Consider the following 19084-nt stretch of genomic DNA (forward strand, 5'->3'; position numbering starts at 1 on the left):
AGGCGCTCAATTAACGGTTGTCCTTGGGCGTTTTCGAGTCAGGGTTCTTGAGGAACAGCGCCTGGAGATCGTTGAGAAAATCCTGGCCGCGTTGCGTTGGCGCGATGGTTTCGATATCGCGCGTAATCAGGCCGCGCTTCTCTGCTTCTTTTAGCGCCGGTTCGATTGCGGACATCGCGAGGCCGGTTCGTTCGTTGAACGAATGCACCGGAAATCCTTCCACGAGCCTCAACGTGTTGAGCATGAATTCAAACGGCAGATCGCGCGGACCGACTTCGTTCTCTTCCTGCACGGCCGCGCCGCCGAGCGCTTCGTCCATGTACGTGGCGGGATGTTTGTATCGGACCTGACGGACGATTTTCTGCGGAAACGACAGCTTCGTGTGAGCGCCTGCGCCGATGCCGAGATAGTCGCCGAAGCGCCAGTAATTCAGGTTGTGCCGGCTCTTGCGATTCGGCTTCGCGTACGCCGACACTTCATAACGCTCGTATCCCGCCGACGCCGTGCGCTCGTGGATCCAGTCCTGCATGTCGGCGGATTCGTCGTCATCGGGAACGGGCGGCGGGTACTTCGCGAACATCGTGTTCGGTTCGAGCGTCAGGTGATACAGCGACAAATGCGGCGGCGCGAAACTGATCGCTGTTTCTATGTCGGCGCGGCATTCGTCGAGCGTCTGTTTCGGCAGCGCGAACATCAGGTCGAGGTTGAAGTTATCGAAGTTCCTGGCGGCAATTTCCACGGCTTGACGCGCTTGCGTGGCGTCGTGAATCCGGCCGAGCGCTTTCAAGTGCGTTTCGTTGAAGCTCTGGATTCCTATCGATAAACGATTCACGCCGCTCGCCCGGAACTGCGCGAACTTTGCGGCTTCGAACGTGCCGGGATTCGCTTCGAGCGTGATTTCGGCGTCGGCGTCGAGAGGCAGCAGCGCGCGGGCATCGGAGAGAAGACGGTCCAATCCTTTCGCCGACAACAAGCTGGGCGTGCCTCCGCCAATGAAGATGGAATGCACCTGACGGCCCCAGACCATTGGCAATGCTTGCTCGAGGTCGGCGCGCAATGCATCGAGATAACGGTCTTCCGGGAACGTCTGGCCCTTCCACTCGTGTGAATTGAAATCGCAATACGGACACTTCCTAACGCACCACGGGAAATGTACATAGAGCGACAACGGCGGCAACGAAGTCAGCCGGATACTGCCCGGCGACGTGAACGCCTTCACCACGTTGATGGCCTGCGGACCCGTGCTCACGATACGTCCTTCAGCCGTTCCAGCAGTTGACGCAGCGCGATCGCACGATGGCTGCTGGCGTTTTTAACGGCGGGATCGAGTTCGCCGGCAGTTTTTCCAAGCGATGGCACGAAGAAATGCGCGTCGTAGCCAAAGCCGTTTTCGCCGCGCGGTGCATCGACCACTTCGCCATGCCAGCGGCCTTCCGCAATCAGCGGCTCGGGATCGTCGGCATGACGAACGAGCACGAGCACGGAGAAGAAATACGCGCGGCGATCGGCTTCGTTCGCAAGATCCGCGACGAGCCGCGCGTTATTCGCGGCATCGCTTTTTTCGCCGCCGTTCTGCAATTGCGCGTAGCGGGCGGAATAGACGCCGGGCGCGCCGCGCAATGCGTGCACGCACAGGCCGGAGTCGTCGGCGAGAGCGGGAAGCCCTGTTGCTTTCGATGCATGCCGCGCCTTCGCCAGCGCGTTCTCGACGAAGGTCACGTGCGGTTCTTCGGCCTCGGAAACACCGAGTTCGCCTTGCGTCACCAGATCGATGCCGGCCGTGCTCAGGAGCGCGGCGAATTCGCGCAACTTGCCCGCATTATTCGATGCAAGGACGACCCGTTTCAATGCTGTATCAGACACGGAGCAACTCCAGCGCGACTTTCTGTTTCGCGATCAACGTTTCGATCCCGCTTTGAGCCAGATCCATCAACGCGTTCATTTCGGCGCGCGTGAACGGCACGCCTTCGGCCGTTCCCTGAACCTCGACAAAACCGCCGGCGCCCGTCATGACAACGTTCATGTCGGTATCGCATTTGGAATCTTCGTCGTAGTCCAGATCGAGCACGGGCTGGCCGTTGTACACGCCGACGGAGATGGCCGCGACGAATTCGTTGATCGGCGATTCCGCGATTTTTCCGGTAGCGATCAGCTTGGTAACGGCATCGTGAGCCGCGACGAAAGCGCCCGTGATGCTGGCCGTGCGCGTGCCGCCATCGGCCTGGATCACATCGCAATCGATATGCAACGTGCGCGCGCCGAGTTTGTTCAGGTCGAACACGGAACGCAGTGCGCGTCCGATCAGGCGCTGGATTTCCTGCGTGCGTCCGGTCTGCTTGCCGCGCGCGGCTTCGCGATCGTTACGCGTGTTCGTCGCGCGCGGCAGCATGCCGTATTCGGCGGTGAGCCAGCCCTGATCGCGGCCGCGCAGGAATTCGGGCACACGCTCGGAGATGCTCGCGGTGCAGATCACTTTGGTATCGCCGAATTCGACAAGGACGGAACCTTCCGCGTGCTTCGTGTAGTGACGCGTGATGCGCACGTCGCGCAACTGGTTCGCGCGGCGGCCACTCGGGCGTGCAGACGGGGCGGGCGAGGTCAGCGGGGATTCTGTCATGGAGGCGATCTGGTGATATAGCGGTGAAGGAGGGCCGTCGCTGAGCAATAAAAGCGTGAGAACGCCGGGCCGGAACACAAATTTTATCCGCAATCGGGATGAGCGTCCGGTTGGCCGTGCGCGTGCGGCATGCGTTCCACGGCCTTTCCTGGGGGCATATCGGCAAAAATGGGATAATGCCAGCTTCCCCGCCCGGCCAACATTGCATGCCATTCGCGCAGCTTCACGCCGGGCGTACGAAGTGAACATCGATCTTCAAAAACGGACGCGACAATGATCTACAGCATGACAGGCTATGCGAGCGCCACGCGCGAAGTTGCGTCGGACGGCGCGGGCGCAAACGGCTCGGGCGTGGGTGTATCGGTGGAATTGCGCACGGTGAATTCGCGCTTTCTCGACATGAATTTCCGCATGCCGGAAGACGTTCGCGCGTGCGAACCGCAATTGCGCGAAATGCTGATGAACAAGCTCTCGCGCGGCAAGGTCGATATCCGCATCAACCTGAATCGCGCCGAGCAAACGACCATTTCCGGCGTGCTCAACCGCGATGCGCTGTCGCAACTCGCCGCGCTGGAGCGCTCGGTGCTCGACGTTTTCCCCGACTCCGAGCGCATGCGTACGGGCGAAATCCTGCGTTGGCCGGGCATTTTGTCGGAGAGCGGCGTGTCGGCGGAAACCTTGCGTGACGCGGTGCTGGCGTGCGGCAAGCAGGCGATTGCAGAACTCATCGATGTCCGCGCCCGCGAAGGCGCCGCGCTCAGCGCCGTGTTGATCGCGAACGTGACCGAGATGGAAGCGATCGTTGCGCGCATCACGCCGCTCGTGCCGGAACTGATCACGAAGCATCAGCAGAAGATCGTGGAGCGCCTGCAGATTGCGCTTGGCATTGCGGCGCCGGAAGGCACGACGCAAACCAGCATTCCGCGCGAGGAAATCGCCGAACGGATCCGCCAGGAAGTGACCATGTACGGCATCCGTATCGATATCAACGAGGAATTGCAACGCCTCACCGCACATCTGACGGAAACGCGTCACGTGCTGCAAAAGGGCGGAAAAGTGGGCAAGCGGCTCGACTTCATGATGCAGGAACTCAATCGCGAAGCAAATACGCTGGGCTCGAAGGCGGCGGCAAAAGAACTCGCAGATGCATCGATGACACTGAAACTGCTCATCGAACAGATGCGCGAGCAAGTGCAGAATCTGGAGTAAGCACAAATGAACGACGCTCAACGCAATACCTACGCCGGCGTTTATCCGGGCAATCTGTTCATGGTCGTGGCGCCGTCGGGCGCGGGCAAGTCGACGCTGGTCAATGCGCTACTCGCGCAAGATCCGGCCATTCGCCTGTCGGTGTCGTACACCACGCGCGACCCGCGGCCAGGCGAAGAAAACGGCGTGCAATACCATTTCGCTTCTATCGATGATTTCATGGCGCGTGACAACGCCGGCGAGTTTCTCGAAAGTGCGGAAGTGCACGGCAATTACTACGCAACGTCGCGCGTATGGATTGAAGAGCAGATGAAAAGCGGCCATGACGTGCTGCTCGAAATCGACTGGCAAGGCGCGCAACAGGTCAAGAAACGCTTTCGCAACGCGGTGGAAATTTTCATCCTGCCGCCGTCGCTGGATGCGCTTGAAGAGCGTTTGAAAAAGCGCGGTCAGGACTCGCCGAACGTGATCGTGCGGCGTTTGCTTGCGGCGGGAAGCGAGATGGCGCACGCGCCGGAAGCGCAATACGTGCTGATCAACGAGAACTTCGATCAGGCGTTGACTGAGCTGCGCTGTCTCGTTGCCGCGACACGTCTGCGTTTCGGTTCGCAATATGCACGCCATACGAAGTTATTCGTCGAGTTGGGCATACACTCGCCACACGCCGAGTGAGCGGGCTTTCCGGTCACATAAGGTAGAATGAAGAACATATCGAGAAGGAATCAACCATGGCCCGCATCACTGTCGAAGACTGTCTGAAAATGATCCCCAATCGCTTCGAGCTCGCGCTCGCAGCAACGTACCGCGCGCGCCAGCTCGCTCAAGGCCACACGCCGAAGATCGAAAGCCGCGACAAACCGACCGTTGTAGCGCTGCGCGAAATCGCGGCGGGTCAGGTCGGCGTGGAAATGCTCAAGAAGGTTCCGGTCTGAGTTAAAACGCTCGGTTATCGGCCAGGCATTTCGAACCAACGCGCATCTTTGCTAAAGCGTCAGCTAACCACGGAGGCGACCATGAATCCTGTTCCATCGTCCGTCTCTGTGGATACGCACCACGACGAACCGGGCAGTGACGCCCAGGTTGAGCTGAACGCAGAAAACCACGCGCATGATCACGAGCACGACGGCGACTCTCCGTCGGCTGCACGCAAGTACATCGACGCGGTCCTCGAACAATCGTTTCGCCATTTGTTCGGGCCGACCGCCACTCCGGAAAAACCGCGCCGTCACGACGTCGTTTCCATTGCGAAACTGACAACCGAACTGGCCGCGTATCTTTCGCCGGAAGAAATCAAGCAAGTCAAACAGGCTTTCCATTTCAGCGATGAAGCCCATCTCGGGCAGTATCGTCAAAGTGGCGAGCCTTACATCACTCATCCGGTTGCGGTCGCGGAAATCTGCGCAAGCTGGAAACTCGACGATCAATCCATCATGGCGGCGTTGCTCCACGACGTGATCGAAGATCAGGGCGTGACAAAAACCGAGATCGCGGAACGGTTCGGGCCGAAGGTTGCGGAACTCGTCGATGGCTTGTCGAAGCTCGACAAAATGGAGTTCCGCAATCGCGAGGAAGCGCAGGCGGAAAACTTCCGCAAGATGCTGCTCGCCATGGCGCGCGACGTACGCGTGATTCTCGTGAAGCTCGCCGACCGGTTGCACAACATGCGTACGCTCGGCGCCGTTCCGCCGGAAAAGCGTCGTCGTGTGGCGCGCGAAACCATCGACATTTATGCGCCCATCGCGCATCGGCTCGGGCTGAACAACACGTATCGCGAATTGCAGGATCTGAGTTTTGCGAATTTCAATCCGCATCGATACGCCACGCTCGAGCGCGCCGTAAAGGCCGCTCGCGGCAATCGGCGGGAAGTGGTCGGCAAGATCATGGAGTCGGTGCAGCGCACAATTGCGGACGCGAAGATCAAGGCCGACGTCACGGGCCGCGAGAAAACCATCTTCAGCATCTACAAGAAGATGCGCGACAAGCAGTTGTCGTTTTCGCAAGTGCTCGACGTGTACGGATTCCGCGTCGTGCTGGACACCGCGCTGGAATGCTATACGTGCATTGGTGCGTTGCACGCGCTCTACAAGCCGGTTCCGGGCAAGTTCAAGGATTACATCGCGATCCCGAAAGTGAACGGCTATCAGTCGTTGCACACCACGCTCGTGGGTCCGTTTGGCGCGCCGATCGAATTCCAGATCCGCACGCGCAAGATGCACGAAATCGCCGAAGCGGGCGTCGCCGCGCATTGGCTGTACAAGAACGGCGGCGCGGATCTCAACGATGTGCAAAAGCGTGCGCATCAATGGCTCAAGTCGTTGCTCGACATCCAGAGCGAAGCAGGCGATTCCAGCGAGTTCCTCGAACACGTCAAGATCGATCTGTTTCCGGACGCGGTGTACGTGTTCACGCCCAAGTCGAAAATCATGCCGCTGCCGCGCGGCGCCACGGCACTCGACTTCGCGTATTCCATTCACAGCGATCTCGGCAATCAATGCGTCGCGGTGAAGATCAACAACGAATTGCTGCCGCTGCGCACGGAGTTGAAGAGCGGCGATATCGTGGAAGTGATAACGGCGCCGTATTCGAAGCCGAATCCCGCGTGGCTCGGATTCGTGCGCACTGGCAAGGCACGTTCGGCGATTCGCCATTATCTGAAGACAATGCGCCTGAACGAATCGGTGCAACTGGGCGAACGGCTTGTCGATCAATCGCTCAAGGGCTACGGTCTTGCGCTTTCCGAGGTCACGCCGGAAGTCTGGGAAAAGCTCGTTCAGTGGACCGGCAACAAGAGCCGCCAGGAAATCTTCGCGGATATTGGCCTTGGCCGGCGCGTGGCCGCGGTGATGGCGAAGCGCATCGAAGTGTTGATGAACGGACGCGACGACGACGATTCCCCGCGCGAAAGCTTCACCACGAACACCGCGCCGCCGGTTGTGATCACCGGCACGGAAGGCATGTCGGTGCAATTGTCGGCTTGCTGCCGCCCGATTCCCGGCGACGACATCATGGGGTATATCGGCATTGGGCTGGGCATGGCGATTCACACCACCGAATGCCGCGTCGCGCAGCGTATTCACAGACGTGACCCCGGCCGATGGATCGACGTTGCCTGGGCGCCGCAGCCGGGCCGTCTCTTCGACGTGGCCATCAAGGTGCTGGTGAGCACGTCGAAGGGCGTATTCGCCCGGGTGGCGGCCGACATCACATCCGCCGATGCCAACATTGTCCACATTGCCATGGACGAGGACGTGACGCAGGAATCCACCGTATTGCGCTTTGTGATCCAGGTCAGTGACCGTGTGCATCTGGCAAACGTGATGCGGCGTGTCCGGACCAATCCGGACGTGATGCGCATTGCGCGTGAGCGGCCGAGTGACGAGCCGCATCATCGCAATAACGAAGGCGGCATGCGGATCGATCGCGAACGCGGCGACTACTGACGTTCTGGCGCCGACGTTATCGGAGCGGCCGGCGCGCCACGTTTGAGTCGCTGCCGCTGGAACGCGACCTGCGTGCCCTGTACCCATTCTGCGTACAACGAGGGCACTTATGAAAACATCAGAACTTGAAGGCGCCGAGCTCGACTATTGGGTCGCGCGAGGGCTGCACGACTTCATCCGCGAGATTCATTTCACCGATGGCGGCCAGACGCTCGCCATTCGCGGCAACGATCGCGGACGAGCGTGGGACGGACGGTTTCTGCCGTCATCGTCATGGGAAGCCGCTTCGGTCGTGCTGGAGCGCGCGTGCAGGCTAGAAATGAGCGACCACGGACGTGGAGAAGTCGTTTGCACCGCGGTGTTCGGCAAAGCTGGCGCGGAGGTGGAAGGGCGCGGCGCGTCGCTGAGAATTGCGTTGCTTCGCGCATTCCTGCTGCACGCGTTCGGCGAGACCGTGGACAATGAATATCCGCGCCGCTCGCAAATGCTGCTCGGCGAGCGCGCGGAGCCGTTGGGCGAGCAAAGCGCGATTGCATCGGTGGACGATGCCCCGGCGCCCGATGGCAGGATTGGCGACATTGGCTCGACTGCCCGGCAATAAGGCTAGGCGCGAAAAACTGCTGCACAAACAAAAAGGGCCTTCCGTGAGGAAGGCCCTTCTCAAATTGGTGCGGCTGGCAGGATTCGAACCCACGACCCCTTGGTTCGTAGCCAAGTACTCTATCCATCTGAGCTACAGCCGCATGTGCAACAGGGTAATACAAAAACGGACAACGACAAACTAATACGTGAAACGCCTGCAGTGTTCGGCCAACAAAGCGCTTTGAAAAAGTGGTGCGGCTGGCAGGATTCGAACCCACGACCCCTTGGTTCGTAGCCAAGTACTCTATCCATCTGAGCTACAGCCGCACGCGAGACCAAGAGTATAGCCAAGCTCTCCCAAAAAAGGAAGAGTCATGGCGCGATTTCTGTAATGCCGATCTCCTTCGTGTTACCTTGCTTGGGAGCGTTCTCGCTTTTCTACACGTCATTTTGAGCGGTTTGCACCATGAATAAAGCATTTGTCAAAGAGTCGGACGAAAGTGACGACGACCTCGATATTGAACAGCCACCCGGCGTTCCACCCGGTACCAAAAACTACATTACGCCTGCGGGGCATCAGCGTCTGCGCGACGAACTGCTGCATCTGCTCGATGTGGAACGTCCGGATGTCGTGAAGTTGCTCTCGTGGGCGGCTTCGAATGGCGACCGGTCGGAGAACGGCGATTACATCTACGGCAAGCGGCGCTTGCGCGAAATCGATCGGCGTATCCGTTTCCTGACAAAGCGGCTGGACTTGGCCGAAGTGGTAGACAGCAGCCGGCAGGAGAATGTCGATCAGGTGTTTTTCGGCGCGACCGTAGCGTACGCCGGCGACGACGGGGAAGAGCAGACGGTGACCATCGTCGGCGTGGACGAGGTGAATCTGGACATTGGACACGTGAGCTGGATATCGCCCATCGCGCGTGCGCTGCTCAAAGCAAAGGTTGGCGACACGGTGACGCTTCACACGCCGGCCGGCGTGCAGCAGATCGATATTCTCGACGTGCACTATCCGCCGAAGGTTTGAGCGCCAAGAGCGTAAAAGCTCGGGACGAAAAAAAAGCGCCGCAAGCGGCGCTTTTTTCACATCGGTACTGCTTGAATCGAAGCTTAGAAGCGGTGACGAATGCCAACCGTTGCCGACACTTGATTCGGGGTCGACGACATGCCTACGCCCGTGATCGGAGCGCCGAGGCCGGTGTCGCCCAGGTCAATCGCGTGAACGTATTCACCTTGCAGGTACACGTCAGTGCGCTTCGACAGCGAGTAAGCCGTTTGCAGGGCGAACTGATGGAACGAAGGCTTCGCGCCGTCAAGACGTGCGTCCGTGTACGTGTACTCGCCTGCCAGGCTCAGTGCCGGGGTCAGCGCGTAACGGCCGTTCAACTCATAGTTGTTGAAGCGAGCATAGTTGTTCGTCAGGCCAACACCGTTGGTTGCGCTGATTGCGCCGCCAGAGATGCCAACTGCGTCTTCAAGCTTCGTTTGCGTGAACACGAAGCCAACCGTTGCCGGGCCGAACGCGTAGTTCAAGCCAGCACCGAACGTGCGCTGCAGGCCAGCCACGAACGTGTTGTCGCCAGCAACTGCACCGCCGCTGTTCGACAGTGCTGCAGCAGCACCAGCGCCCGTGACGTTGTTGTTCAGTTGCAAGTAAGCAGCAGCGATGTTCAACGGACCGTAGTTGTACGATGCGCCAACGCTGTAAGCCCGGTTGTTCGAGAAACCGTCAGCCTGGTTCGAGAACCCGTACTGAGCACCGAACTTGAAGCCAGCGTAGTTCGCGCTTTGGTACTTGATCGAGTTGTTGATACGGAACGAGTTGTCGAGGTTGTCGTTGTCGAACGGGTGGGCGAACTGCGTACCACCGTACTGCGTACCGGTCAGAGCCAACGGGCCCAGGTAGTCAACCACTGAGTCGTATTGACGACCAAGCGTTACAGCACCGTATTGCGTGCTCGACAGACCAACGAATGCTTGACGGCCGAATTCGCGACCACCTTGACCCAGCGTGCCGTTAGCAATGCTGAAGCCGTTTTCCAACGTGAAGATTGCCTTCAGGCCACCGCCGAGGTCTTCAGCGCCGCGCAAGCCCCAACGGCTGCCGTTCACCGAACCGCTCGTCATCTTGAAGTTGTGTTCGCCGCCTTGGTTGTTCGTGTACGTCAGGCCAGCATCGATCAAACCGTAGAGCGTCACGCTGCTTTGTGCGTGAGCGGCGGTTGCAAATACGCCCGACAGGGCGGCGACCATGAGAGTCTTTTTCATCTTTGTAACTCCGAGAGCAGTTTGGGTCTGACAACCCAGGCTTGAAGGAAACCTTCACTCCGACGCGCTGCGAGAGGCGCTGTCAGGTGATTTCATGTGCAATGAATTGACACAGTCGTTTCCGGACCAGACGAAGTGTAAAGACGGTGTTACAGCGATGGCATTCCGATTTCCGCAATAAAGTATTCTGTTATCGGCAATGATGGGAAAATCCCGGAGAGGGCTTTACTGGCAAGGGTTTGCGGGGGATTGAGAAGAACACAAGGCGCGTGTCAACAAAGTGTCGTTGCGCAATTGCTACAAGTTCTATAGTTAAAATACAACGCCAATAATCCGAAATGTCGATTGTTGACGGAACCGCAATAGATGATTGCCAGAACTGGGGATGATTCTCGTCTGATGCATGGCTATACTTAAATCGCTGCTTTCCGAAGCAGACTTTTTCGTTGACGGAAAAGATCTCCAAACCTTGTCAGCGCGACTTCCCAGTCGCGCTTTTTTTTTTCAAAGCAAATCCACGGGGATTCGCTCCGAGCGCTATCTAATTAGTAGTCTCTGCGAAACCTAATAGGCGAGTTCCATTTCCTCTTCAGGATGCTCCGGCGTTTCGACGGGCTTGCTGTTATCAAAAACCGCCGGGCTCGAAATCGTCCAGTCTTCCATTACGTAACGGCGGGCATCCATTGGAGAGGACAACAGGTTTTGCCAATGATCGCCATGCCATGCAGGATCGAAATCCAGTAAAGACGTCGTTTGTGCTTCCGATGTTTCCACTGCGGGCTGAGGGGCCACCCAAGTCCTGATCCACGAAAACATGCTTTTGAGTTCGGTCGTCACGGCCTGACCTCCTTAAAAAGTGTTTGCGGTACACGTTTATGATGCCGACGGTCGCCCTCGGTAACAAGACTCGTAAACGCTTACGATTCGATAAATCCGGTTACAACCCGGGTAAATACTTCCGAATCCATATAGAGTTGGCTTAGAAGGGCAATTGTTGCGATGAATCCGCCTTTCGTCCTTCGCATTCAATAGTGCGAATTGCAGGAGATTAAGGAACCCGCTTTACCGTGGGATAAAATGCAAGATCGGATTCCACTTCACTTTTAGCGGTCAGCACCCTTGCTCCCAATCGTTCCCAATCTCTTCTCCGCAGAGCCGCTGGTTTTTGTCGACCTGGAAACAACGGGCGGCAGCCTGGGTGTTCATCGAATCACTGAAATTGGCGTTGTTGAAGTAGGGCCATCTGGCGTGACGCAGTGGAGTTCGCTCGTCAATCCGCAGCAGCCCATTCCATTTTTCATCCAGCAGCTCACCGGAATCAACGATTCGATGGTGCGCGAAGCGCCAACTTTCGATGCCCTCGCGCAGGATCTTCTGACGCGTCTCCACGGCAGATTGTTTGTGGCGCACAACGCGCGCTTCGATCACGGCTTCCTGCGCAGCGAATTCAAGCGCGCGGGCATGAAGTTCCAGCCGGACGTGCTGTGCACGGTGCAATTGTCGCGGGCGATCTACCCAGCCGAACGGCGGCATGGTCTCGATGCGCTGATCGAACGGCACGCGCTTGTCCCGTTCGCGCGCCATCGCGCACTCGCCGACGCCGATCTTCTCTGGCAGTTCTGGCAGCACCTTCACAGCACGCATTCCGCCGATATCCTGCGCGGCCATATAGAACAGGTGACGCGTCGTTTCCGGCTGGCTGGGGATATCGATGAAGACACGATCGAGCGCATCCCGGCGGGTTGCGGCGTATATGTGTTCTACGGTGAAAACGACGTTCCGCTGTATGTGGGGCGCAGCGTGCGCTTGCGTCAGCGGGTGCGCGCGCATTTGTCGGGCGTGAAGCGATCGGCGAAAGAGCTGCGGCTCGCCGAACTGGTCAGGCGCGTGGAGTGGACCGCGACGGGCGGCGAGATTGGCGCGATGCTCGAGGAAGGGCGTTCGATCGCGCGGTTTGGTCCGGCGCACAACCGCAGTTCGAAACTACGTCGCGACGATCCGCGCGGCGCACCGTGGATGTATCCCGGGGCGATTGCTATCGAAGAAGTGAACGCCGAGACGGGCCAACGCGTTTGGCATGTCGTCGATGGTTGGCAATTTTTCGGCACGGCAACATCGCTCGATGAAGCCGCGCGCCTGCGTTCGTCTTCGGTATCGGCGAACTTCGAGCTGGCGACTTACCGGATTCTCAGCGAGCGTTTGTCGCGCGGATTGAAGATCGTGCCGCTCGGCGCCGCGGTTCCGTTCAATCGCGAAGTCGCCTAACTCACAAGCATCTAACCTACAGCGCCCACGCCGCCAGCCGCGCAGACGTGCGACAACGCGCGGGCAAGCGGCGCGTTCTGAGCCGAGTCGTAACGCGTCATGTGTTTCCATCGCGCGATGCTGTCGGCGAGACGCAGCGGGCAATCGTCGGCGTGACGCAACTGCTCCACGCCAGCGAGCGCGCGCAAAAGCGAGTCCGTTACGCGGTCGAGCTGCGGGCGAGTATCCCGGGCGAGATCCGGAGGCGTGCCTTCAGGCGGCCGGGATTTGCGCCAGTTATCGAAGAGGGCGTTCTGCACGTCCTTGCTCGCCTCGATCTGATCCCGAAAGAAAGCTTGTGCGAACGCCGGATCGATCCCGGCCGCCTTCGCACGCGCATCGATGCGTGCAAGCAGCGCGGCTTCGCGAGGTTCATCGGTGATGGATTCGTGACGCGCCCACTTCCAGCGCGCGACCGGTTCGGCCAAGGCCAACCGTTGCGACGACAACGCAATGAGATTGGTGAGCGGGGTATCGTCGCCATCAGCGAATGCGTTCGATGAAAACGCCGCGACGATCGTCATGGACGTCGCCGTTACAGCAATGGCCCGCAGGAATGAAGTGGAAAGCATGAGTGGCTGGTAGCGTGCAAAGAGCCGCAGCTTAACTCAAGGTTTGAATGTTGGTTTTGCGCGATACACGCGTGTCAACGCGGCACCGCTAAAGAGAGATGCCGCGATGTTCAAGCGTGCAAAAGCCGCAGTCCGCTCAGGGTCCGCATGGAACGTGCATGCGCGCAACGCATGCGACGAGTTGCACGAATTACTTCGAGTCGCACAGGTTGCGTTGTTCGTCGAAGAAAGCCCGGACGTGCTCAGGCAATTCCGCAAGGAACTCGACTGCGACCGGGTCTTGATCCGGACAACGCACCGTGTCGGGTGCCGGGATTTTGGTCGGTTTGGCGTCCATCACTTTCTCTCCTTGTATAAGGTCGATTATCAATCTCGACTCTGGCTTCGCGCTAGCGTCGAATGCGCGGCTGGAACTTTTCCCTGTTCCTTTGTTGCTTTAACGGAACACCAATGGCGTGACTTAAACGTGTCACAGTTAATAACCAGGTATTTGCCGTTATCCCTTTATTGCCGATACCGAATGTTGCTTTGCGGCAAATATTTCATCAAGCGCTTCAAACTCATCTCAATGCGCCAAACGCGTTACTCCCGCGGCGCAAACCGCCGTATAACCTCGTCCTTCTTATGTTGATAACGGCAGTATTTCGGCCCGGTTGACCGATTTATTATCTTTTAAAAAACTTTCTGATTTCGATGTGTCTGGAAACGCACACTGACATACAAACGGATGTTCGCAAATCAGCTAAATCCGAAACATCGATAAAGCGACGCGAAAATGTTTTTTTTGCGACCAATTTAAGCCGCGAGCTTAAAGCGTTACTTTAACTACGTGACGCTAAGCGTTACGGCAAAACATTTATCGTTGGAAGCGGTATCAGTTGGATTGCGCTGCGATCGAGTCGATGGCGCCCGTGGCAAGTGCCAAAGCTGCGGCGGCCGATAACGCGCCGCTGTAACTGTCCGCGTTTGCGTTTTTCGCTACGAGCAACTGGTTTTGTGCGAGCAGGGCGTCGGTGATCGAGCCGACACCTTGGCGGTAGGCATCGAATGCGGCGTCGTAGGTGGTCTGCGCGGCGCCCAGCAATTCCCTCGCGGCGGCGTTCGCAGCCAGACTCGTCTGCAGCGTGTTCTGCGCCACGACGATCTGGCGGACCGCGTCCTCGCGGCTTCGGACAAGGCGCGTCGATGCGCTGTCGGCGTCGTTGCGTGTTTGCGCGAGAACGGCCTGGCGCAAGCCGCCGTCGTACAGCGGAATCGTTACGCCGACGATCACGCTGCCGCCGTAACGCCCGCCGCTCAGATTCACCGTCGGCAATTGCTGGCCGATGCCCGGCACCGCCGATATCGAAGAGTTGCCCGTGTTGTATGCACCGTTCGCCGCCAGAAAGACCTTCGGCATGAATTCCGACTCGGCCGATTTCACTCTGGCAAAGTTGATCCGCTCTGCGGCGTAGGCGCTCAGGACGTCGGGACGGCGCGCGATCGCATCCGAAACAATCCGTTCTATCGAATCGCTCACGGGCGCGGGAAGCGCGCGCGCCGGCATTTCCGCGATCGCGGGTTTCGATAACGGCGATATTCCCATTGCGGAAATCAGCGCCAGATAAGCGTTGCTTTCTACGCCTTGCGCCTGCACCAGCGCGAGCTTCGCCTGCGCCCGGTTCTGCGCGGCCTGCGCGACTTCGATCACCGTGCCAATGCCATGCTTGTAACGCGACTGCGCCGCCGCGTGGATTGCGTCGGCGTTATCGAGACCTTGCCGGGTCGTGACGATGCGCGCGCGCGCCGCCTGATACATATAGAACGCGACGCTGACGTCGAAAATCACTTGCTGATGAACCGCGGTGAAGCCGATGTTCGCCACCACCGATCCCTGCGACGCAGCCTCGACGCGGGCCGCGCGTCCGCCAAAATCGAACAGGAGCCATTGCAGCGACAACACCGATGTCGCGCCATGTCCCGATCCACTCGCCGAAGATCCATCGAGCGCCGATGAGTTCGGGCCCTGGGCGTTCGCGTACTGGCCCATTGCTGCTATCGACAATTGCGGAAGGTAAGCGCTTTTTGTGATGCCTGCGGCGAGTGCTGCGTTGCGTGCATCGTTCCATGCGATGCGAGTCAGCGGATTCGCCGCTTCCGCCATATCGATCAGTTCGGCTAGCCCGTACGCGTGCCCTTGGGACAGCGCGACGGGAGGCGGCACGGCGGCGAGCGCGGGGTTCGCAGGCAATTGGTAGCTGCTTGCCAGTACTGATGTTGATGCCGTTGATCTCGCTGCCGGACCCGGCACGATGGCGCCAGCCGCGTCCGTCTTCGGCTGCCACGGGTGATTGGGGCTTTCCGGCGCCATATCGATAGACGATGTAGCGCAGCCGGCCAAACCTGCCGTCAGGATTGCAAGCGCGAAGGAAGGCTTAAGCCGCGGCATGAGTGGTGAAGCCCTTCGCCGCGTTGGTCGGCGCGGCGTGTTCCAGTTGGCTTAGGCGCGAATTGCCGAGGTTCTGCAAAGCGGCGAATGTGTCGGTTTCGGTTTCGGCTGGCGGCATTGCGGCGGCGCCGCTGCTACCGTTTTCGCTCGAAAGACGATCCATCCAGGCATCGATGGCGGTATCGCCCGAATTTCGTTCCGCGAGTAAGAAAATGGGCGTTTCGAGCACGCCGAGCTTGGCCAGCGCGTTGCGGCGTTCAGCGATCCACTGCGCATCCGGGCGAACCCACGAGGGCTCGTAATGCATCATCGCAAGATCCTGTTCGAGCGCGCCGAGACGCGCCATGGCGCTTGCTGCCTGCATACGTCGAGCGCGACTGTCAGCGAGCGTCGCGATCTTTTTCCATTGCTGTTTCAGCGCGATAAGACCGGCATCGACGCGCCCTGCAACACTCACCGGCCAAACGCGCGTGAAGATCAGATACACGACCACGTTGCCGATCAGGATGCCGATCGTGCGATCCCGCGCGATGGTCAGATCGAAAGCGGGCGCCGGCCCCTGAATCACGCACATGAAGAACACCAGCGCAATCTGAAATCCCGCATACGCGATGCGCGGCGAGCCGAAAGCGATCCACGCCGCGAACCACGAGCCGATAAACACAATCGCCATCAAACCGAGAGCGGACGTCGTCACGGGCATCATGAACACGATTGCAGCCGTGCCGAGAATCGCGCCGATAAAACACCCGCCAATGCGCAGCGTCATTTTTTCGACGGTTTCGGCGGTTGTGCCGAGCGACACCATATAGACGGTGATGAAGCAGGTATGGATGCCCGGCCAGTTGATCTGCGTGTAGAGCAGATAGCAGAACATCGCGGCCGCCGTCGTTTTCAGCGCGTAGCGGACGTGCTCGGGGTTCGTGAAAGCGTCGGGCAGAAAGAACCCTCCGGACTTGGCGGCGGGTCGTGGGCTTTCCGTATTGGCATCGGTTTCGATCACCGCGAACCGGGTGACCGCGCGCTGCAGATCCTCGACCGCGATTCGCGCGAGCGTGGGCAGTTCTTTTATGTCGGGCAGATCGAGTTCGATATCGACCGGATAACCCCCGGCTTCGAGCATGCGCGCCATGTTTTCGAGCGCCTCGGCAATCGGCGCGGCGAATGATGCCGGCAGCCGCCCCGACGGTTCGCGTGCCGCGAGATCGACTGCGACAAGAATTGCGAGCGTCGATGAAGTCGCTTCCCCGAGCGCAGGGATATCCGCGCGTGCCGACGAGCCATCGACTGCCGAAAGCTTCAGCCACGTGCGGATCGATGCATCGCCCTCGCGCAGGCACGCCTTCAGTGCGTCGCGTGTTTCTTCTGCCTTCAGCAGAGCTCGCGCCGCAATCCGCAAACGCCTTCCCAGCGCGCGGCCCACGAGCCGCCGCGGCGACGGCGCCAGGAGCAGGTTGACGCAAACCGATACAGCGAACGGGATCGCCGTCATCAGCCAGGCGTAGAGCAGGGCGCGCGTTGCCACTTCGCCGAACGGGACGCTGCCGAGTTCATCGAGCAAAAAACCGATGATCATCGCCAAGATCGCGCCCACCGGCCGCAGCTTGCTCGCCGAAGTCACGAACAGCAGTCCGAACGACAGCCCCGCGATGCACGCAACCCGCCAAAGAGGGTTGTCGAGAGCAAACATGGCCACGACCAGCACAATGCCGATAAACACGGTCACCAGCACGAGCATCGCAACGCCTTGCACGATGCTCATCACCCGGTCCGGCTGATTCAGGAAGAACACGACATACGCTGAGATGGCGGCTTCCATCGTGCCGTAGGCGCTCGTCACATATGCTGTCAGCGCGCAGATCAACGCGATCCGGCACGCCATTGCGGCACGTCCGGGAAAGGGCGCGAGCAGCTTCAGGATGTCGGCGGCGCCAGGCCGGACACGATCAGCGGCAGGCAGCGCCATGCCGCACCTCGACCATCGCACTCGCACCGACGCGGACCAGTTGCGCGGCCGGCTCGTCCAGACGCACGCGCACGGGGAAACGCTGGGCGACGCGCACCCAGTTCACCGATTGCTGCACGATAGGCAACGACCGCGGCAGATTGATGCGGTCGGAATCGGACACGCCCGCGCCGATGCCCGTCACTTTGCCGTGGATCGCGCGGCTTCGGTCGATCATGGAATAGACGGTCGCGCAATCGCCGGGCTGGATGCGCGCAAGTTCCGTTTCGCGAAAATTCGCGACGGCGAACCATTCGTCCGAATGGACGAGCGTGAAGACGGACTGATTCGGCGCAACTGTTTCGCCCGCGAGCACCGAAAGGCCCGTGACAAATCCATTGTGCGGCGCGCGCACGATGCTCGACTCCAAGCTGTGTTGTGCGATCGCGAGCGCAGCCTCACGTGCAACCACGATCGCGATTTCGCCAGCATCGTCGCCGATCGTCTGCGCGCTCGCCTGCTTCTGTTCCTGTGCCTGTTTGAGAGACAGCGCGGCATCGCGTTGCGCGACTTGCGCCTGATCGAGTTGCTGGACGGGCACGTAGCCCTTTGCCGCGAGCGGAGTGAGGCGCTGAACACTGCGCGTAGCGAGCTCGTAGTTGCGCGCGGCTTTCCCGCTCTGATCGCCGGCGATGACCGCGTTCGCACGCTCGCCGACGATCCTTTTGCGGCGCGTTTCGAGCGCCGCTCGGGCCAGATCGAGGTCGGCCTGAGTTTGTGCAACGAGGAGACGGAACGGAACCGGATCGACTTCAAAAAGCACATCGCCTTTAGCAACGCGCTGGTTGTCAGTCACATGCAACCGGACGATACGGCCACCGACCGGCGACGCGATGTGAACGACATCGGCATCGATTGTCGCGTCATCGGTCGAGGGAAAGCGCGTTGTCCGGTCGTAGGCGAAATATGCCGCCGCCAGTCCGAGCACGATGATCACGCCCGCGATTGCGCGGCCTTTTACAGACCCTTGGCGCTTGCCTGCGATTTTCATAGGAGGTGCCCTGTTCCCGCGAGCCAGAAAAGCGCGGCAACCATCACGCCGATAGCCATACAGACAAAGAGCTGAAACGGGACGACCTGTGCGTAGCCGGTTGAAACGAATATCCGATGTGCGATGAGCGCTGCAACGAATCCGACCAACCCGCTTATCAACGAGAGGGGAAAGTAAGCGCCGAAGATTTCATACGAAGGCGCGCCGTGCATCGTGCATCCCTGCATGAACAAGGTGAGGGCGGAGGTAGCAGGAAGACGCCGCCTGCGATAAACGATTGGGTCGCGGGCGCTCGTTCGAATTGGCTTGGATGGCATCGCGGACGCGTTTGGTTGAAAAGGACCCCGAGGAAGCAATGTTAATCAGGGGCACTTTACCAGCGCGTTAAATTCATTTCGACAAGTTCCGGAAATGCGCAATTTTTAGTGCGTATTTGAGGAGAACGTGCAGTAAATAGAAATTATGAGATATGCACGATGTTTGGGGATTTATATGTGCTCGAAACGGAATCCACAAAACAAAAAGCCCAGTCGCAGTGACTGGGCTTGATGCTTGATTCTGTTGGTGCCGGAAAGAGGAATCGAACCCCCGACCTTCGCATTACGAATGCGCTGCTCTACCGTCTGAGCTATTCCGGCATCAGAGAAACGAGATTATAAGGACCCTTC

The 19084-nt window shown here is 59.3% G+C and carries 18 protein-coding genes and 3 tRNA genes; 7 read left to right on the forward strand and 14 right to left on the reverse strand.

Translation table 11 applies throughout. The features are described from left to right. Positions 1 to 10: 10 nt before the first annotated feature. Genes hemW through rph form a run of 3 tightly spaced genes read right to left on the reverse strand, consistent with a single transcriptional unit; the run spans position 11 to position 2602 of the window. Positions 11 to 1249 carry a radical SAM family heme chaperone HemW gene (gene hemW / locus ASG35_RS01435; protein WP_056351955.1) on the reverse strand — a complete coding sequence of 413 codons (1239 nt, stop codon included), beginning with the start codon at positions 1247 to 1249 and terminating at the stop codon, positions 11 to 13. After that, positions 1246 to 1863 carry an RdgB/HAM1 family non-canonical purine NTP pyrophosphatase gene (gene rdgB / locus ASG35_RS01440; RefSeq protein WP_056351957.1) on the reverse strand — a complete coding sequence of 206 codons (618 nt, stop codon included), beginning with the start codon at positions 1861 to 1863 and terminating at the stop codon, positions 1246 to 1248. Before rdgB ends, hemW begins: the two co-directional genes overlap by 4 nt. Then, positions 1856 to 2602, reverse strand: coding sequence for a ribonuclease PH (rph, locus tag ASG35_RS01445; RefSeq protein ID WP_327019635.1), 747 nt, complete (start codon positions 2600 to 2602; stop codon positions 1856 to 1858). The genes rdgB and rph overlap by 8 nt, the downstream gene beginning before the upstream one ends. A 288-nt stretch (positions 2603 to 2890) precedes the next feature. On the opposite strand from rph, the gene ASG35_RS01450 reads away from it, so the two are divergent. The 5 genes from ASG35_RS01450 (at position 2891) to ASG35_RS01470 (ending at position 7867) form a co-directional block, all read left to right on the forward strand. Beyond that, the gene (locus tag ASG35_RS01450; protein WP_056351962.1) at positions 2891 to 3826 is read left to right on the forward strand and encodes a YicC/YloC family endoribonuclease; all 936 of its coding nucleotides are present in this window, start codon (positions 2891 to 2893) and stop codon (positions 3824 to 3826) included. A 6-nt stretch (positions 3827 to 3832) separates the two neighbouring features. Next, on the forward strand, positions 3833 to 4498 hold the full coding sequence (gene gmk, locus ASG35_RS01455; RefSeq protein WP_056351964.1) for a guanylate kinase: 666 nt from the start codon (positions 3833 to 3835) through the stop codon (positions 4496 to 4498). A gap of 56 nt (positions 4499 to 4554) precedes the next feature. Then, on the forward strand, positions 4555 to 4758 hold the full coding sequence (rpoZ, locus tag ASG35_RS01460; RefSeq protein ID WP_031359151.1) for a DNA-directed RNA polymerase subunit omega: 204 nt from the start codon (positions 4555 to 4557) through the stop codon (positions 4756 to 4758). A gap of 81 nt (positions 4759 to 4839) precedes the next feature. After that, positions 4840 to 7266 carry a RelA/SpoT family protein gene (locus ASG35_RS01465; protein ID WP_235527418.1) on the forward strand — a complete coding sequence of 809 codons (2427 nt, stop codon included), beginning with the start codon at positions 4840 to 4842 and terminating at the stop codon, positions 7264 to 7266. Between the two features lie 109 nt (positions 7267 to 7375). Beyond that, a complete protein-coding gene (locus ASG35_RS01470; RefSeq protein ID WP_056351967.1) occupies positions 7376 to 7867 on the forward strand; it encodes a phage protein NinX family protein in 492 nt (163 codons plus the stop codon). 65 nt (positions 7868 to 7932) lie between these two features. On the opposite strand, the gene ASG35_RS01475 is transcribed toward ASG35_RS01470, so the two are convergent. Beyond that, positions 7933 to 8009, reverse strand: a tRNA-Arg gene (locus ASG35_RS01475). Between the two features lie 89 nt (positions 8010 to 8098). After that, positions 8099 to 8175: transfer RNA gene (locus ASG35_RS01480), tRNA-Arg, on the reverse strand. Positions 8176 to 8314: 139 nt separating this feature from the next. Here ASG35_RS01480 and greB point away from each other — a divergent pair. Then, on the forward strand, positions 8315 to 8875 hold the full coding sequence (greB, locus tag ASG35_RS01485) for a transcription elongation factor GreB (protein ID WP_056351969.1): 561 nt from the start codon (positions 8315 to 8317) through the stop codon (positions 8873 to 8875). 83 nt (positions 8876 to 8958) lie between these two features. Here the strand turns inward: greB and ASG35_RS01490 are convergent, their stop codons facing one another. Continuing rightward, positions 8959 to 10116: a porin gene (locus tag ASG35_RS01490; RefSeq protein ID WP_056351971.1), complete on the reverse strand. Its 1158-nt coding sequence runs from the start codon at positions 10114 to 10116 to the stop codon at positions 8959 to 8961. Positions 10117 to 10680: 564 nt separating this feature from the next. Then, the gene (locus tag ASG35_RS01495; RefSeq protein ID WP_056352870.1) at positions 10681 to 10932 is read right to left on the reverse strand and encodes a hypothetical protein; all 252 of its coding nucleotides are present in this window, start codon (positions 10930 to 10932) and stop codon (positions 10681 to 10683) included. Positions 10933 to 11235: 303 nt separating this feature from the next. On the opposite strand from ASG35_RS01495, the gene ASG35_RS01500 reads away from it, so the two are divergent. Next, positions 11236 to 12381 carry an exonuclease domain-containing protein gene (locus tag ASG35_RS01500; RefSeq protein WP_056351974.1) on the forward strand — a complete coding sequence of 382 codons (1146 nt, stop codon included), beginning with the start codon at positions 11236 to 11238 and terminating at the stop codon, positions 12379 to 12381. A gap of 11 nt (positions 12382 to 12392) precedes the next feature. Here ASG35_RS01500 and ASG35_RS01505 read toward each other — a convergent pair whose 3' ends face one another. The 7 genes from ASG35_RS01505 to ASG35_RS01535 form a co-directional block, all read right to left on the reverse strand. Beyond that, on the reverse strand, positions 12393 to 12992 hold the full coding sequence (locus tag ASG35_RS01505) for a chorismate mutase (RefSeq protein WP_056351977.1): 600 nt from the start codon (positions 12990 to 12992) through the stop codon (positions 12393 to 12395). Positions 12993 to 13182: 190 nt separating this feature from the next. Continuing rightward, positions 13183 to 13329: a hypothetical protein gene (locus ASG35_RS31880; RefSeq protein ID WP_200945671.1), complete on the reverse strand. Its 147-nt coding sequence runs from the start codon at positions 13327 to 13329 to the stop codon at positions 13183 to 13185. Between the two features lie 537 nt (positions 13330 to 13866). After that, a complete protein-coding gene (locus tag ASG35_RS01515; protein ID WP_056351984.1) occupies positions 13867 to 15420 on the reverse strand; it encodes a TolC family protein in 1554 nt (517 codons plus the stop codon). Beyond that, positions 15407 to 17386 carry an FUSC family protein gene (locus tag ASG35_RS01520; RefSeq protein ID WP_056351987.1) on the reverse strand — a complete coding sequence of 660 codons (1980 nt, stop codon included), beginning with the start codon at positions 17384 to 17386 and terminating at the stop codon, positions 15407 to 15409. Before ASG35_RS01520 ends, ASG35_RS01515 begins: the two co-directional genes overlap by 14 nt. Next, positions 17367 to 18416, reverse strand: coding sequence for a multidrug transporter subunit MdtN (mdtN, locus tag ASG35_RS01525; protein WP_056351990.1), 1050 nt, complete (start codon positions 18414 to 18416; stop codon positions 17367 to 17369). Before mdtN ends, ASG35_RS01520 begins: the two co-directional genes overlap by 20 nt. Next, positions 18413 to 18733 (reverse strand): hypothetical protein, encoded by a 321-nt coding sequence (locus tag ASG35_RS01530; protein WP_442854794.1) that lies wholly within the window; start codon positions 18731 to 18733, stop codon positions 18413 to 18415. The genes mdtN and ASG35_RS01530 overlap by 4 nt, the downstream gene beginning before the upstream one ends. A 245-nt stretch (positions 18734 to 18978) precedes the next feature. Then, positions 18979 to 19054 (reverse strand) — tRNA-Thr (locus ASG35_RS01535). Positions 19055 to 19084 lie beyond the last annotated feature (30 nt).

The organism is Burkholderia sp. Leaf177 (genome assembly GCF_001424345.1).
Lineage (GTDB): Bacteria > Pseudomonadota > Gammaproteobacteria > Burkholderiales > Burkholderiaceae > Caballeronia.